The organism is Gemmatimonas sp. (assembly GCF_044376735.1).
Taxonomy (GTDB): domain Bacteria; phylum Gemmatimonadota; class Gemmatimonadetes; order Gemmatimonadales; family Gemmatimonadaceae; genus Gemmatimonas.
In genome coordinates, this window is the sequence record NZ_JBILKJ010000032.1 from 13,296 (window position 1) to 28,103 (window position 14,808).

The window sequence follows — 14,808 nt, forward strand, 5'->3', positions numbered from 1 at the left end:
TTTGTTTTTTCCAGTCCCGCTCTCCTCTCCCAGACCGTCATGCTGCGAATCGCACTGCCCAACAAAGGGCGCCTGAGTGAAGACACCCGTGAGCTGTTCAACGACGCCGGACTCGAGGTCCGCTCGTCGGGAGAACGCGCCCTCACGGCCTCGTTGGGGGGAGAGTTCGAAGCCATCTTCGTCCGCGCCCAGGATATCCCGGAGTTCGTCGCCGATGGCGCCGCCGATGTGGGCGTGACCGGCATGGACCTGGTCCACGAGTCGGGGCGGGACCTCCGCTCCCACCTCGACCTCGGCTTCGGGAAGTGCCGCCTCGTGGTCGCCGCCAAGGACGACTCGGGGATCCGGTCGGTCGAGGACATCGGCGCCGACGGGACGCCGTCCCGCGTCGCCACCGTCTTCCCCCGCATCACGCGCACCTTCTTCGCGGCGCGCGGACGCCCCGTGGAAGTCGTGCCCGTCTCGGGGGCCGCCGAGATTGCGCCGCACCTTGGCATTGCCGACATCGTGGTGGATCTCACGTCGACCGGCTCCACCCTCAAGATGAACGGCCTGCGCGAGATCGAGACGGTGATGAAGTCGAGTGCCCACCTCGTGACCGCCGCCAATGGCCCCCGCAACGGCGATCCGTCGCGCGTGCAGGAGCTGAACGACCTCGTCACCGCCCTCGGATCGGTGATCCGGGCTCGCGGCCAGCGCTATCTCATGGCCAACGTGCCCCGCGAGGCGCTTAACGAAGTCCGCGCGGTTCTCCCCGGTCTCAACGGACCGACCGTGATCGAGATCGCCGATCACGGGAAGTACGTGGCCGTCCACGCCGTGGTCAGCGCCGACACCATCTATCGCACCATCTCGCAGCTGCGGGCCCTCGGCGGCGAGGGGATCCTCGTCACCCGCATCGAAAGGCTCGTGCCGTGATCGCCCCCACCGCACTGGCGCTCCGTGCCCGGGGCCCGCTCTCGGCGCTCGAAGCCACGACGCGCCGGGCCATCGTGGATCGCTCCTCGACGACCGACACGACCGTTCGCAGCCGAACGACTGCCATTATCGCTCGTGTCCGCGAAGACGGCGATGCGGCGCTGGTCGCCTTCGCCCGGGATTTTGACAAGGTGGATCTGCCCGCCATCGAAGTGCCGCGGGCAACATGGGACGCGGCGCTGGCATCGCTCGATCCGGAGCTTCGCCGCGTACTCGAGCGGTCGGCCCGCAACATTGCCGCGGTGCACGAGGCCTTCCGTCCGGTGGCCACCGAGTGCTCGCCGGAGCCGGGCATCCGCGTGGGACGGCGCCCCGATCCCTTTGGCCGCGTGGGCATCTACGCCCCGGGCGGGCGGGCAGCGTATCCGAGCTCGCTGTTGATGGGTTCGATCCCGGCTCGCGTGGCCGGCGTGGGTGAGGTGATTGTCTGCTCGCCGCCCGGCCCCGACGGCCTGCCGTCGCCCGTCGTGCTGGCGGCGGCAGCCTTGGCAGGCGTCGATCGCGTCTTCGCACTGGGCGGAGCGGGGGCGATCGCCGCGATGGCGATCGGTACCGCGACCGTGCCGCGCGTGGACCGCATCATGGGTCCCGGCAACGCGTACGTGGCCGAAGCCAAGCTGCAGTTGGTGGCCGACGTCGCGATCGATTCGCCAGCCGGCCCCAGCGAACTGCTGATCCTCGCCGACCACACCGCCAACCCGACCGCGCTGGCCCGCGAGCTGATGGCGCAAGCCGAGCACGACCCCGACGCCGCGGTGATCGCGGTGTTGGTGGGCACGTCGGAGCAGGTCTCGGCGCTCTCCGACGCGCTGGAGGTCGAAACCCTCGCCCAGATCGCCCAGGCCCCGCGGGCGCAGATCGTGCGCGAGTCGCTGGCGGCCCGTGGGGCGATCGTGTCGGTAGGCTCGATCGCCGACGGGGTGGCGTTCGCCAACGAATGGGCGGCGGAACACCTGCTGCTCGTGGTTGATGCGCCTGTGCGTGCGGCCACCCTGGCGGCGCTGCGCAGCGCCGGCACGATCTTCGTGGGCGAGTCCAGTTCGGTGGCGTTTGGTGATTACATGACGGGCGCCAACCACGTGCTGCCCACGGCGGGGGCGGGGCGCAGCTATTCAGGGCTATCCACGCTCGACTTCGTGCGATGGACCACGTGGCAGGACGTCTCTCCCGCGGCGGCGGCCAGTCTGGCGTCCGACGTCGGCATCTTCGCCGACGCGGAAGGGCTGCCCGCGCATGCCGCGGCCGCGCGCGCGTGGAGTGTGAACGCATGAACGACAACACCCAACGCCTGACGGTGGCGCGGGCGGCCTACGACGCCGTGCCCCTGTACGATCCGAAACGCGCGCCGGTGGAGCTCGATCTCACCGACAACACGAATCTGTGGGGCATGCCGCCAGTGGCCGAGCGCACCTGGCGCGAACTGCCGGTCTCGCGCATTACGCGCTATCCCACGCTGTACGCGGCGGAGCTCAAGCAGGCGCTGGCCGGGTTCGTGGGCGTCACGCCGGACATGATCGTGACCGGCTGTGGCTCCGATGACATTCTCGACAGCGCCATGCGCGCGTTCGGTGAACCGGGCGATCTGGTGGCGGGGACGGAGCCGTCGTTCGCGATGATTCCGATCTTTGCGCGGATGAACGCGCTCGCCTACACCGGTGTCGTGGAACTGCCGTCGCATCAGCCCGACATCGACGCATTGCTCGCCACGCAACCGAAGCTGCTGTACCTCTGCTCGCCGAACAATCCCACCGGCACGCTGCTCGCTCGCGAGACGATCGAGCGCGTACTGCGCGAAGCGCCAGGCGTCGTGTTCCTCGATGAAGCGTACGCCGAGTTCGCGGGGGTGTCGTCGGTGGAGCTGGTGCAGCAGTGCGACCGGCTGTTGGTGATCCGCACGATGTCGAAGGCGTTCGGATTGGCGGGGCTGCGCATCGGTTACGCGATTGGACAGCCGTCGCTGGTGATGGAAGTGGAGAAGTCGCGCGGGCCGTACAAGCTGAACGCGATGGCCGAACAGACGGCCCTCGCCGCACTGCAGCACGACATGCCGTGGGTGAACGAACACGTCGCGCTGGCCGTGACGCTGCGGGAGCGGCTGGCCGAGGCGCTACGCACGCGCGGGTTCGCCCCGTTGGCGTCGCACGCGAATTTCGTGTGCGTACCGGTGGCCGACTGCGTGAATGTGGGGCTCGCACTGCGGGAACGCGGTGTGGCGGTGCGGCCGTTTCCGGGGCTGCCGCACATCGGCGATACGCTGCGCATCAGCGTCGGACCGTGGCCGTTGCTGGAGCGTTTCTTGGCGGCGTTCGATGAGGTGATGGCGGCGCGGGGCGCGGCATGACCCACGCACTACGGGTCACGGTGTTCGACTACGGCGCCGGCAATCTGCACTCGCTGGTGAAAGCCGTCGAAGCGGGCGGTGCCGTGGTGCAGGTAGAAACCGATCCGGCGCTCGCGGTGCGCGACACCGACGCGCTCATCCTGCCCGGCGTGGGCGCCTTCGCACCGGCGGCCGAACGGCTCGCGCCGGGGCGCGAGGCAATGCGCGAGGCGCTGCTGGGCGGCCTCCCCGCGCTCGGCATCTGCCTGGGCATGCAACTGTTGTTCGACGGCAGCGACGAGGGGCCTGGCCGCGGTCTGGGTGTGGTGGAGGGACAGGTCACGAAACTCCACGCCACGCAGGTCCCCCAGATCGGGTGGAACCGCCTCGAGGAGGTCACCGACCCACTGCTCGTGGTCTCGGGGCTCGACGTGGCGTACTACGCCAACAGCTTCGTCTGCCGTCCTACCGCCACCCATCTGCCGTTCGTGAGCGCATGGAGCGAACATGACGGCGACCGCTTCCCCGCATCGGTCCGACGCGGCAACATCATCGGCACGCAGTTTCATCCGGAAAAATCGAGCGCACACGGCGTGGCCTTCGTGCGTGAGTTCCTGCACTTCGCCGCCTCTCTCAGGAGTACGTCATGATCGCGGTACCCGCGGTGGATCTGCGTGGTGGCCAGTGTGTCCAGCTGGTTGGAGGAGATTACAATGACGAACGCGTGCGTCTCGACGATCCCGCCGCGGTCGCGGCGGAATGGGTGCGCATCGGCTTCACCCGGCTGCATGTAGTCGACCTCGATGCCGCGACCGGGCGCGGGCACAATCACGAAGTGATCCGCGAGATTCTGCGCGATGCCTCGGTGCCGATCCAGGTCGGCGGCGGCGTCCGCGACGAAGCGCGCATCGAGCGCCTGCTCGATGAAGGCGCGTCGTGGGTGGTGGTCGGCACGCGCGCCGTCGAAGACGAAGACTGGCGTCGCGAGATGGCGGAGCGGTTTCCCGGCCGCCTCATCCTCGCGGCCGATGTGCGCGAGCGGAAGATCGTGACACGCGGCTGGGCGGAAACCTCACCGCTCGATGTGATCGATTTTCTGGAAGAGCTGGCCCAGCTGCCGCTGGCCGGCGTGCTGGTCACCGCCGTCCATCTCGAGGGCAAGATGGCCGGGACAGACCTGCCGCTCATGGAAGATGTGGCCGAGGCGAGCCAGTGGCCGGTGTTCGCCTCGGGTGGTGTGACGTCGTTGGATGATATGCGTGCGCTCGAACATCGTGGCCTGTCGGGTGCGGTGCTCGGGATGGCGCTTTACACGGGCGCGCTCGATGCGCGCCGTCTCGCAGAGGAGTTCGGCGCATGACCGTCGTGATTCGTGAATCCAAGGAAACCCAGATCCGTCTGGCGATCACCACCGGCACCGGTGTGGCCACCGTGTCCACCGGCGACGCATTCCTCGACCACATGCTGGTGGCGTTTGCGCGCTACGCGGGCGTGGACCTGAGCGTGCAGGCTACCGGCGACATGCGCCATCATCTCATCGAAGACGTGGCCATCACGCTCGGCCAGGCGGTCGCGGCCTTCGCACCGGCCGGCTGCGCGCGCTACGGCGAACGCACGGTGCCGATGGACGATGCCCTGGTGCAGGTGGTACTCGACATCGGTGGACGTCCGTACTACGAGGGCAAACTGCCGTCGCATTTGTACGAGCACTTCCTGCGGTCGTTCGCCGACAACGCCAAGGCCACGCTCCATGTGCGCGTGATCCGCGGCTTCGATAAGCACCACATCATCGAGGCGGCTATCAAGGGACTGGGCTTCGCGCTGCGCGAAGCGCTGGTGGAAACGGGCGCCGTATTCAGCACGAAGGGCAGCGTCCGGCTCGAGATCACGGACTCGTGATCGCATGTTGACGCGACGGGTCATCGTGTGCCTCGATGTGAAGGGCGCACGGGTGGTGAAGGGTGTGCAGTTCGAAGGACTTCGCGACGTGGGCGATCCGGTCGCGCTGTCGGAGCGCTACGAACGCGAAGGCGCCGACGAGATCACCTTTCTCGACATTTCCGCCAGCGCCGACGAACGGGCCACGCTGCTCGATGTGGCGCGGCGCACCGCCGAACGGCTGTTCATTCCGCTCACCATCGGCGGCGGCGTACGCACGTCGGACGACGTGGCCCGCGCCCTGCGCGCCGGCGCCGACAAGGTGTCGATGAACTCGGCCATCGTGACGCGGCCGGCGTTACTCACCGAAGCCGCCGATCGCTTCGGGGCGCAGTGCGTGGTGGCCAGTATCGATGCCAAGCGCGACGCCAACGGCGTGTACAAGGTGTGGGTGAAGGGGGGGCGTGAGGAAACGCCCCTCGAAGCCGTGGCCTGGGCGCAGGAGTGCGTGGCGCGCGGTGCCGGCGAGATTCTGCTCACCTCGATCGACCGCGACGGGGCGCGCACGGGATACGACCTCGCTATCACGCGCGCCGTGGCAACCGCCGTGCACGTGCCGGTGATCGCCTCCGGCGGGGCCGGCGTGGCGCAGCATCTGGTCGAGGGCATCGTGCAAGGCGGCGCCGATGCGGTGCTGGTGGCCGGCATCCTGCACGATGGCGTCACCACCGTGCAGGCGCTCAAGCAAGTGATGCGCGAGGCGGGACTGCCCGTGCGCGTCACGAGCACCAGTGTGGCGGCATGACGCGTGCGTCGTCGCACCCCGAGAGCCCGGCCGTGCTGCTGCAAGCGGCGGCCGAGGTGGCGCAGTTCGCGGCCTCGATCGCCATGCGCTGGTATCGCACCGAGGTCAGCGTGGAGATCAAGGGCGACGGCTCACCGGTCACCATCGCCGATCGCGAGGCGGAACGCGCGGCGCGGGCGTGGCTGGCCGAGCGTTTTCCGCATGATGGCGTGTTCGGCGAGGAGCTCGACGATGAGCGCCGTGATGCGCCGCGACGATGGATTCTCGACCCCATCGATGGCACGAAGGCGTTCGTGCGTGGCGTGCCGCTGTGGGGCACGCTCGTGGCCTGCTGCGAAGGCGATACCGTGATCGCCGGCGCCGCCTGCTATCCGGCCGTGCAGGAAACCGTCGCGGCGGCGCTCGGTGAGGGATGCTGGTGGAACGGATCGCGCGCCTCAGTTTCGCGCGTGACACAGCTGCAGCACGCCACCACGTTGATCACCGACGACCGCTTTCTCGAACGCCCGCACCGACGCGCCAAGTGGCACGCGCTGTCGTCGGAGGCGGCGGTGGCGCGTACCTGGGGCGATTGCTACGGCTATCTGCTGGTCGCGACCGGCCGTGCTGAGGTCATGATCGACGACATCGTCAATCCATGGGATGCCGCCGCGATGTATCCGCTCATCACCGAAGCCGGCGGCCGATTCACCGATTGGCGCGGTCGCGATACCGCCTTCGGCGGCGATGTGATCGCCACCAATGCCGCGCTCGGCGACACCATCCGGCCATATCTGGTCGAGCCTCTTGATCCCGCTGCTGGAGTAGCGACATGAGTGACCCCGTGCGCGCCATCGTCTTTGATATCGACCAGCTCGACTTCACGAAGAGCGGTGGTCTCGTGACCGTGGTCACGCAGGACGTGGCCAGCGGTGCCGTCCTGATGGTGGCCCACGCCGATCGCGAGGCGCTCGAGCACACGCTGCGCACCGGCGAGATGCACTACCGGTCACGGTCTCGCGGCCTGTGGCACAAGGGCGGCACCAGCGGCAACGTGCAGCGCGTCGTATCGCTTACCGCCGACTGCGATGCCGACGCGGTCCTCGCGCGCGTGGTGGCGGCCGGCCCCGCCTGCCACAATGGAACGACCTCGTGCTTTCGCGAGGAGGCTGTTCAGGCCGACGTGTTCGCCACGCTCGACGCGACGATCACCGCGCGTATGCAACAGGCCAACGACACGACCACGAGCTACACGCAGCGGCTGCTGGGCGATCGCAACCTTCGGTTGAAGAAGCTGGGCGAGGAAGCCGTCGAGTTGGCCACCGCGTGCGTGGATGGCGATATCGATCGCGCCACTGAGGAAACGGCGGACCTGCTGTATCACGCACTGGTGGCGCTGCGCGCCGTGGGCGGCTCATTGGATGGTGTTCGCGCCGTTCTGTCGTCCCGGGCGAAGTAGTCGTTTCGCTTCAGTCGCTCGGCGTGTCCCGCACCGCGGTCATACGCTGCGTTCCCACCCACTGTTCGCCTGACGCCAAAAGCACGGGAGGCCGCACCACGGCGGCTTCCACGCACACCAGGTGCACCTCGTCACCGTCGGCGAAGTCTGCCCGCGTGCGCGTGCCCTCCGCTCCGGGATTCCACACCACCGTGTCCGGGAATCCGCGCTTCTCGATGCGGAGCGTGCGGTCGGACTCGCGCAGCTCGATGACATCGGGCGTCGCGTAGTACACGCGATCGATGTGCCCGTCGATGGACAGCACGTCGTCGGCCTCAACAAACTCGTCGCCGTTCCGTAGCCCGTCGCGATAGCGCAGCCCCGATAATCCGCACACTTGCGTGGCGTACGCATTCTCGACCGCGAAATACGGATGCAACGCGGCCGTGAAACGTATGGGTTGCGGGTCGGTGTTGGTGACGGTGAGCTGCACCGTGAGCGTAGAGGCGGCGACATGCACCGACACGTCCGCACGAAACGCAAACGGCCAGAGGTCGCGCGAGTGGTCGGAATCCGTGAGCCGCAAAACCAGGCGCGCCCCGTCGTCGATCGTCTCCTGACGTACCACGCTCCACCGGCTCAGCCGCGCAAAACCGTGATGACCGATCGGACCAAAGGGGCCGAACTGCGGAAAGCAGATCGGAATACCACCACGGATCGAGCAACCGGGGCCATACTGTGCCTCGCGACTGACAAAGAGTCGATCGACGTTCGACCCTGCCGGTATCCACGACGTCACGTGCGCGCCGTCGAGATACACGCGCGCAAACGCCCCATCCGGCGCCGTCAGCTCAACCGACGGCGCCTCATCGGCACGGCTCATGCCGACTCGTCGCGAGGCCACCTGCGCACTACAGCTCCCATCCCTTTCGATACACGCGCGTGAGATACTGATTCGCGTCCGGGGCATTGGTGAACTTCATCGCGTCGCTGTCGTAGTTCACCTTGCGCCCCTGCCCGGCGCGCAATGCCGCCATGCCCAGCAACATCGTTTCCGTGAGCGGGGATGCCTGCGAGAACGGGGAGCTGGATTGCGCTTCGCCCTTCGCCGCCTGAATCCAGTTCTGCTCGTGCGACACCGTGATGCGCGGAATGGTGACAGGCACCTGCTCGGCCTTCTTGGCGATCGCCTCGGGGAAGATGCGCGGCTTGTTACCGTACGTCTCGTAGAACATGATGCCCTTCTCACCCACGAACACTCCACCGCCGCCGTCGCTGCCGGGGTTGTTCATCGGCACCTCGTCGGGGAGCATCTCCGGGCGCGGCGGCATCAAGCCGCCGTCGTACCAATACAGCTTGAGCGCGTCACGCTTGCCGACCTTCGGGAAGTCGTACTGCACCATGGTGGCCAGCGGATAGGTGGCAGGATTCTGCGCACCACCGCCCCACGGACTCGACGACGCCGCGATCGACGTGGGATACGTGAGGCCGAGCGACGTGAACGGCTGATCGATCAGGTGCGCCCCCATGTCCCCCAGCGACCCGACACCGAAGTCGAGCCAGCCGCGCCACGCGAACGGGTGGTACGCCGGGTGATACGCGATCTCCGGTGCAGGGCCGAGGTACAGATCCCAGTTCAGTCCCGGCGGCATCGACGAGTCGTTGGCCGCCATCGCGGCGCGTACCGCGTTGTCCACGGTGCCCATGTTCCACTGCGGACGTGGATTCGGCGGATTCGTGGGAGCCGTGGCCGCGCGCGGACGCGGAATGCCCTGCGCCCAGTAGCGCACCGGGCGATCGGTCCACACATGCACTTCGCGGATCTTGCCCAGCACCCCCGAATTGATGATCTCGGTGATGCGGTGCGAGCCTTCCATCGAATGGCCCTGATTGCCCATCTGCGTGGCCAGCTTCGGATTGGCCAGCGCGGCCTTCTGCAGCAGACGGACTTCGTGCACCGAATACGCCAGCGGCTTCTGCACGTACACATGCTTGCCCAGCGACATCGCCGCCAACGCGATGGTGGCGTGCAGGTGATCGGGCGTCGCAATCAGGACGGCATCGATGTCCTTCTGCTTGTCCAGCATCTCACGGAAATCCGTGTACTGCTTCGCATTCCGGTAGGCTTGGCCCAGCTGGACATTCTCGGGTGTCGGCTCTCCCGTTCGCGGCTTGAGTCGTGACTCGAGCGACCGCTCCACGTAGGCGAAGTCGACATCGCACACCGCCACGATGTTTTCGGTGAGCATCTGCGACATGTTGCTCATCCCCATGCCACCGATACCGACACACGCGATGTTGAGCTTGGTGCTTGGCGCGCGGTAGCCGGGACCGCCGAGCACGGCCCGCGGTACGATCATCGCGCCAAAGGCGAGCGTGGCGCTGTCGGACACGAAGTCACGACGGGAGTAGGGAGTCGACATGGGAGGCGGTGGGGAGTCGGACGACGAAGACGGATATCGTGATCAATCGGGCCCTGACAGCGCGAAAGGTGCTGGCACCATGATATATCCCTCGCGCCAGCTTCCGTCGAGGCGGAACGGCGGGGCGCCGGCCAGCTGCACCCGATCGGTGAGGCCGGCCGCCCACCAGGCACCGGCGATCCCACCCACCACCGCTTGCAGCTGATCGTGAGTACGTACCTGCTCGAGGGTGATTCCGGTACGCCCCTGCAATCGGGCGCCGGCCTCCTGCACATCCGCCACCGACGCACGCCCCTTGGCCATCAGCGGCGACAGGCCGAGCGCGCGCCAGCCAGCCGTGGGAAAGCTCTCGGTCACGATCCGGGCGGTCGGTAGGGCCTCCGGAGCTCCCGGCAGCACCCAGTCGGTGGTCTCCAGCAACGCCTCGAACAGCGCGATCGAAAAGGTCGTGAATCCGAGGTAGGTACGCGGCTTCACGCCGTCGGGGGGCAGCCCGGTCTTCCCCGGGGCGCGCACCGCGCGCTCACTGAGGCGACAGTGCAGCGAGTCGGTGTGCGGAGAGCGCCACCCCAGCGGCCCATCGATGCAGAGAGAGCGCACGTCGTGCGCCTCCACGACCTCGTGCAGCCACGCGGCCAGCGCCGTCACCGACGGGCGTCCGCCGAGCGGCACGTCGAACGCCCGCGCCGTCAGCGATTCCTGGCGCCCGGCGCTGTGGTACGTGACCAGCGCCACGCCGATGTCGCGGTAATCCACGTACGCGAGATCGACCGACAGGGCGACCCCTGTCCGCGCGGTGTCATGCCGGACGCGGTTCAGAACCGCAGCATCCGCGCCGGCGTCACCTTCGACGGATCACCGACATACGCCCACCGCACGTTGCTCATGTACGTGCGCGCCGCCTGCTGAATCTGCGCCGGCGTGACTGCGCGCAGTTCGTCCACGAACTGCGCGGCGCGGCGAAAATCCCCCTGATACAACTCGGCGCGCGCCAGCATGTTCGCTTGGTCCGCGTTGGTTTCGTTGTCCAGGAAGTACGTCACGATGAACTGCTGCACGAGCCGTTCCAGTCCGTCGTTCGTGATCGTGCCTTCGCGCAACGACGTGATCTGCTGCTGCATGATCGCGAGCACTTCGTCGGGCTGCGTGGTGGTCACGTACAACCCGCCCAGCGAAAAGGCGCGCTCCACGAACGGCGCGTTCACGGAATAGGTGAGGTTGCGTCGTCCACGCACTTCGGCAAACAACCGTCCGCTGAGCACCGCGCAGGCGAGCCGCAGCGCGGGATAATCCGGGCTCGTGGCTTTCGGTCCGTGGAAGTAGCCCTGCAGGTAATTCGTGGGCAACTCACGCTTCTCGACGACGTAGGCCCCCGGCAACTCGGCCGGCGGATCGGGCAACGTCCACGCATAGCTGCCCGTGGGCATGCGACCGAGCGTTTCGCGGACGAGCTTCTCCACCTTCGTGCGCGACACATTGCCGACCACCACCAGCATCATCCGCGACTTCGCGAATTGGGACGCGTGATACGCCTTCAGATCGGCCGTGGTGATCGCCGTCAACGACGCTTCGGTGCCGGTGGGCTCGAGCGCATACGGATGGCCCGAGAACGCGATGCTATCGGCGAGATAGTCGAGCAAGGCGTCGGGGCTGTCCTTGCGCTGACGGGTGGCCGTCACGAACTGCTCGCGAATCAGCTCCACGTCGGCCGGATCGAGGCGCGGCGCCATGACCCGGTCCGCGAGAATCGCCCACGTGCTGTCGAGCCCCGTGGTGGTGGCCCGCAGGCTGATCGTGGTCCAGTCGGCGTTCGCGCCGACGCCGATCGCGCTGCCCAGTCGCGCCATCTTCGTGCGCAGCACATCGCGCGGATACTTCGCCGTGCCACGCTCACTCGCTTCCAGCAGCAGCGTTTCGATGCCCTGATTGGCCGCCGTGAGCTGACGCGTGCCGCCCAGCAGATACAGGTTGGCCGCCACCACGTTGTTCGCCGTGACACGACGCAGAATCACCGGAATGCCCGCAACAACGAACTTCGACGTGAGCGTATCGGTGGGCGACGTGATCGCCGGCGAGAGCTCCACGGGCTTTGCCGGCGCCGCTTTCGCGGTAGCCTTCGCCGGGGCCTTCGCAACCGGCTTCTTCGCGGCAGCCTGCCCCGCCAACGTCCCCGCCGCACACACCATCATCGCCGCCAGCACGACGCCGTACCCCATCCCCCGTACTCCGTCCTGTTTCGTCACGGCCGCACCACCGGACGCAACACGGGCGTCAGCAATTCCTTTTCCGTAAGGCCGATCGAGCGGCGTGCATCACTGGAGAGCAGCACGCTGGTTACGCGCGGCTTCCCCGCGATGTACGTGCTGGTGTACCGCAGGAGATCCGTGATGCGCTGCTGAGCCATGGTATCCGTGTAACCGATGAAGTAGTCGAGATTGGAAACGCTCCACCAGAAGCCGATCGTATGCGCGATCTCCGAGGCTTTTTCGATGCCGAAGGCACTCGACACGGTACGCTGGGCCTTCACCGCTTCGAGTTCGCGCGTGGTCACGTACGTGGGATCGGTGAAGCGTGCGATCTCGCGCTCCAGCGCCGCCATCGCCGCGCGGTACTTGTCGGGAGTGGTCTGACCACTGATGGAAATCGGACCGGTCTGGTTCAACGTGTAGTAGTTCACGCCGACGCCCTGCCACAGCCCCGTGTCCACCAGATTCTTCTGAAACGTCGACCCGGGCGTGTTCAGCACGTCGCTGAACACGTCGGCCGCAAACGTGGCGCCCGGATCCTTCCCCACACTCGGCCCCTGCCACTGGATCAGCACCGCGACCGCGTTGATCGGCTCTTCGCTGATGTGCGCCTTGTTGCCATCGAGCGCGGGAATGGGCGGGATCGGATCGGCCTTGAACGGATCTTCACCGCGCGGCCAGGCGCCGAACACCTGCTCGGCCAGCACGAACACCTGCTCCGGATCCACGTCGCCGGTCACGATCAAGGCGCTGTTGTTCGGCACGTAATACTTGCGCTGGATTTCGCGCATCTGCGCCGACGTCACATTGGCGATGACGGTGCGGTCACCGATCGTGTTCTTGCGGCTGAACTGGCCGGGATACAGCAACTCCGTCGCCTTCTGCTGAAATGCAAAACCGGGCTGCGCTTCGTTGCGGTCGTACTCACCGAGCACGACTTCCTTTTCGCGCCGTAGTTCGTCTTCACGAAAACTCGGGTTGATCAGCGCGCTGGCCAGAAAGCGCAGCCCACCCGCCACCGAGTCTGCCGGAAGCGTGAGGTAGTAGTTCACCCGTTCTTCCTGCGTGGTGCCGTTGAACACCGCGCCCAATTCACCCGCGCGATCATTGAACGCCTCGGCGTCGGGCAGGTCCTTGTTGGCCTTGAAGAACATGTGCTCGTACATGTGCGCCAGGCCGGCGTACTCGGGGCTCTGCGTGAACGCGCCGTTCCGCACGTTGATCTCGAGCGTCGCGATGGGTACGCCGTGATTCTCCACCACGATCACTTCCATGCCGTTCGTGAGCACCTTGCGGCGCAGCACCTTGGCCAGCTCGGCACGGGACTGCGCCGGCAACCGCTGCGGCGTCGCCGCGGGGATGGCCACGGCGAACAGCGCGGCAGCAAGGAGGGACCGGCAGCAAAGCCGGGCGCCGAAGAATGCGGGCATACGACGTCGGAAGAGGAAGGGGGCAGCGGTGTCACCCGAACGATGGCGCACGGACCTGCTGCGGGGAATCTTTCGGCATGACTCCCACCCAGATCGCCGACGCACTGGTCACGGCATCCGCGCGCACGCTCGATCGCGGCCGACTGCTGCTCAATGCCCCGCTCGCCCCGTACACCACGTTCCGCATCGGTGGTCCCGCCGACGTGCTGTTCGAGGCGCACACCGCCGACGAACTGGCGACGGCGATCACGGCGGCAAAGCAGGCGGGGATCCCGTGGTTCGTGCTGGGGTTGGGGGCGAATGTGCTGATCGGTGATCGCGGCATCCGCGGGCTGGTGATCCGGAACACGGCGGCCACCCACACGATCTCCCCCGAGGGAAAGCTCTGGACGGAAAGCGGGGCCGTGATACAGGATCTGGTGCTCGACACCGTACGCGCCGGATGGTCGGGGCTGGAGCACTACATCGGCATCCCCAGCACCGTGGGCGGCGCGCTCTGGCAGAACCTGCATTTTCTCTCGCCAGCCCCCGAGCGCGAGCGGACCATGTTCATCGCCGAAGTGTTCGAGCGGTGCGAGATCCTGGCCGAGGAGGGCGATCGTCGGGTGGTGGATGCCGAGTATATCCAGTTCGGCTATGACGACACAGTGTTTCACCACCGTCGGGACGTGGTGCTGAGCGCGACCTTCCAACTCACCAAGGCCGATCCGGCCCGGCTGCACCAGATCCTGCAGGAGAACCTCTCCTGGCGAGGCTCCCGGCACCCGTGGCTGCAGGTGCACCCGAGTGCCGGCTCGATCTTCAAGAAGATCGAGGGCGTGGGTGCCGGTCGCCTGATCGATCAGTGCGGACTCAAAGGCTACCGGGTAGGCGATGCCCAGATCTCGCACATCCACGCCAACATCCTGGTCAATCTGGGACACGCCACCGCCGCCGACGTGCGAGCGCTGGTTTCGCATGCGCAGGCGGCGGTGAAGGAACGGTTCGGCTATGAACTACAACCGGAAGTCGGCTTTATCGGGGAGTTCTGAGCGGCGCCACTAGTCATCGCGCCGCCGTCGCGTGTCCCTTAAGCAACAATGACCACCTTCTTCTCCCCGGACGACCTCTCCGATCTGGCGGCCCGTGTGCAGCGGAGCGACGAGCTGGCGTTTCGCCAGCTGTTCGATGCGCTGTACGGACCGCTCCTTCGCACCGCACGCACGTTGGTGCGCGACGAGGCCGTTGCCGAGGACCTCGTGCAGGAGGCGTTCGTGCGCTTGTGGGACTGGCGCACGCGCCTCGACGCCGAGACACCCCTTCGGGCCTGGC

Annotated in this window: 16 protein-coding genes; 11 read left to right on the forward strand and 5 right to left on the reverse strand. The window is 67.0% G+C overall.

Annotated features, from left to right (window positions below; translation table 11 throughout):
• The first annotated feature begins 39 nt into the window (after positions 1-39).
• The 9 genes from hisG to hisIE are packed head-to-tail and all read left to right on the forward strand — an operon-like array spanning position 40 to position 7,419.
• Positions 40-918 carry an ATP phosphoribosyltransferase gene (gene hisG / locus ACIRA7_RS07285; protein ID WP_396220188.1) on the forward strand — a complete coding sequence of 293 codons (879 nt, stop codon included), beginning with the start codon at positions 40-42 and terminating at the stop codon, positions 916-918.
• Positions 918-2,249 carry a histidinol dehydrogenase gene (hisD, locus tag ACIRA7_RS07290; protein WP_396220203.1) on the forward strand — a complete coding sequence of 444 codons (1,332 nt, stop codon included), beginning with the start codon at positions 918-920 and terminating at the stop codon, positions 2,247-2,249. The genes hisG and hisD overlap by 1 nt, the downstream gene beginning before the upstream one ends.
• Positions 2,246-3,319, forward strand: a complete 1,074-nt coding sequence (locus ACIRA7_RS07295) for a pyridoxal phosphate-dependent aminotransferase (protein ID WP_396220189.1) — start codon at positions 2,246-2,248, stop codon at positions 3,317-3,319. The genes hisD and ACIRA7_RS07295 overlap by 4 nt, the downstream gene beginning before the upstream one ends.
• Complete coding sequence (hisH, locus tag ACIRA7_RS07300) at positions 3,316-3,948, forward strand: imidazole glycerol phosphate synthase subunit HisH (protein ID WP_396220190.1); 633 nt, start codon at positions 3,316-3,318, stop codon at positions 3,946-3,948. Before ACIRA7_RS07295 ends, hisH begins: the two co-directional genes overlap by 4 nt.
• Entirely contained in the window at positions 3,945-4,658 is a 714-nt protein-coding gene (hisA, locus tag ACIRA7_RS07305; RefSeq protein ID WP_396220191.1) for a 1-(5-phosphoribosyl)-5-[(5-phosphoribosylamino)methylideneamino]imidazole-4-carboxamide isomerase, read from the forward strand. Before hisH ends, hisA begins: the two co-directional genes overlap by 4 nt.
• The gene (locus ACIRA7_RS07310) at positions 4,655-5,197 is read left to right on the forward strand and encodes an imidazoleglycerol-phosphate dehydratase (protein ID WP_396220192.1); all 543 of its coding nucleotides are present in this window, start codon (positions 4,655-4,657) and stop codon (positions 5,195-5,197) included. The genes hisA and ACIRA7_RS07310 overlap by 4 nt, the downstream gene beginning before the upstream one ends.
• Before the next feature lie 4 nt (positions 5,198-5,201).
• Positions 5,202-5,981, forward strand: a complete 780-nt coding sequence (gene hisF, locus ACIRA7_RS07315; protein WP_396220193.1) for an imidazole glycerol phosphate synthase subunit HisF — start codon at positions 5,202-5,204, stop codon at positions 5,979-5,981.
• Positions 5,978-6,796, forward strand: coding sequence for a histidinol-phosphatase (hisN, locus tag ACIRA7_RS07320; RefSeq protein WP_396220194.1), 819 nt, complete (start codon positions 5,978-5,980; stop codon positions 6,794-6,796). The genes hisF and hisN overlap by 4 nt, the downstream gene beginning before the upstream one ends.
• On the forward strand, positions 6,793-7,419 hold the full coding sequence (gene hisIE / locus ACIRA7_RS07325; protein WP_396220195.1) for a bifunctional phosphoribosyl-AMP cyclohydrolase/phosphoribosyl-ATP diphosphatase HisIE: 627 nt from the start codon (positions 6,793-6,795) through the stop codon (positions 7,417-7,419). Before hisN ends, hisIE begins: the two co-directional genes overlap by 4 nt.
• Before the next feature lie 10 nt (positions 7,420-7,429).
• On the opposite strand, the gene ACIRA7_RS07330 is transcribed toward hisIE, so the two are convergent.
• From ACIRA7_RS07330 to ACIRA7_RS07350, 5 genes are read right to left on the reverse strand one after another with little or no spacing between them, the layout of a single operon-like run.
• On the reverse strand, positions 7,430-8,281 hold the full coding sequence (locus tag ACIRA7_RS07330; RefSeq protein WP_396220196.1) for a D-hexose-6-phosphate mutarotase: 852 nt from the start codon (positions 8,279-8,281) through the stop codon (positions 7,430-7,432).
• A 28-nt stretch (positions 8,282-8,309) separates the two neighbouring features.
• Positions 8,310-9,821 (reverse strand): Gfo/Idh/MocA family oxidoreductase, encoded by a 1,512-nt coding sequence (locus ACIRA7_RS07335; RefSeq protein WP_396220197.1) that lies wholly within the window; start codon positions 9,819-9,821, stop codon positions 8,310-8,312.
• 42 nt (positions 9,822-9,863) lie between these two features.
• Complete coding sequence (locus tag ACIRA7_RS07340; protein WP_396220198.1) at positions 9,864-10,577, reverse strand: hypothetical protein; 714 nt, start codon at positions 10,575-10,577, stop codon at positions 9,864-9,866.
• A gap of 59 nt (positions 10,578-10,636) precedes the next feature.
• Entirely contained in the window at positions 10,637-12,037 is a 1,401-nt protein-coding gene (locus tag ACIRA7_RS07345) for a M16 family metallopeptidase (RefSeq protein WP_396220199.1), read from the reverse strand.
• Between the two features lie 23 nt (positions 12,038-12,060).
• On the reverse strand, positions 12,061-13,497 hold the full coding sequence (locus ACIRA7_RS07350) for a M16 family metallopeptidase (RefSeq protein WP_396220200.1): 1,437 nt from the start codon (positions 13,495-13,497) through the stop codon (positions 12,061-12,063).
• A 77-nt stretch (positions 13,498-13,574) separates the two neighbouring features.
• On the opposite strand from ACIRA7_RS07350, the gene murB reads away from it, so the two are divergent.
• Together murB and ACIRA7_RS07360 are read left to right on the forward strand one after the other, a co-directional pair.
• Positions 13,575-14,528, forward strand: a complete 954-nt coding sequence (gene murB, locus ACIRA7_RS07355) for a UDP-N-acetylmuramate dehydrogenase (protein ID WP_396220201.1) — start codon at positions 13,575-13,577, stop codon at positions 14,526-14,528.
• 48 nt (positions 14,529-14,576) lie between these two features.
• Positions 14,577-14,808: sigma factor (locus tag ACIRA7_RS07360; RefSeq protein ID WP_396220202.1), on the forward strand; the 232-nt coding region annotated here is incomplete at its 3' end.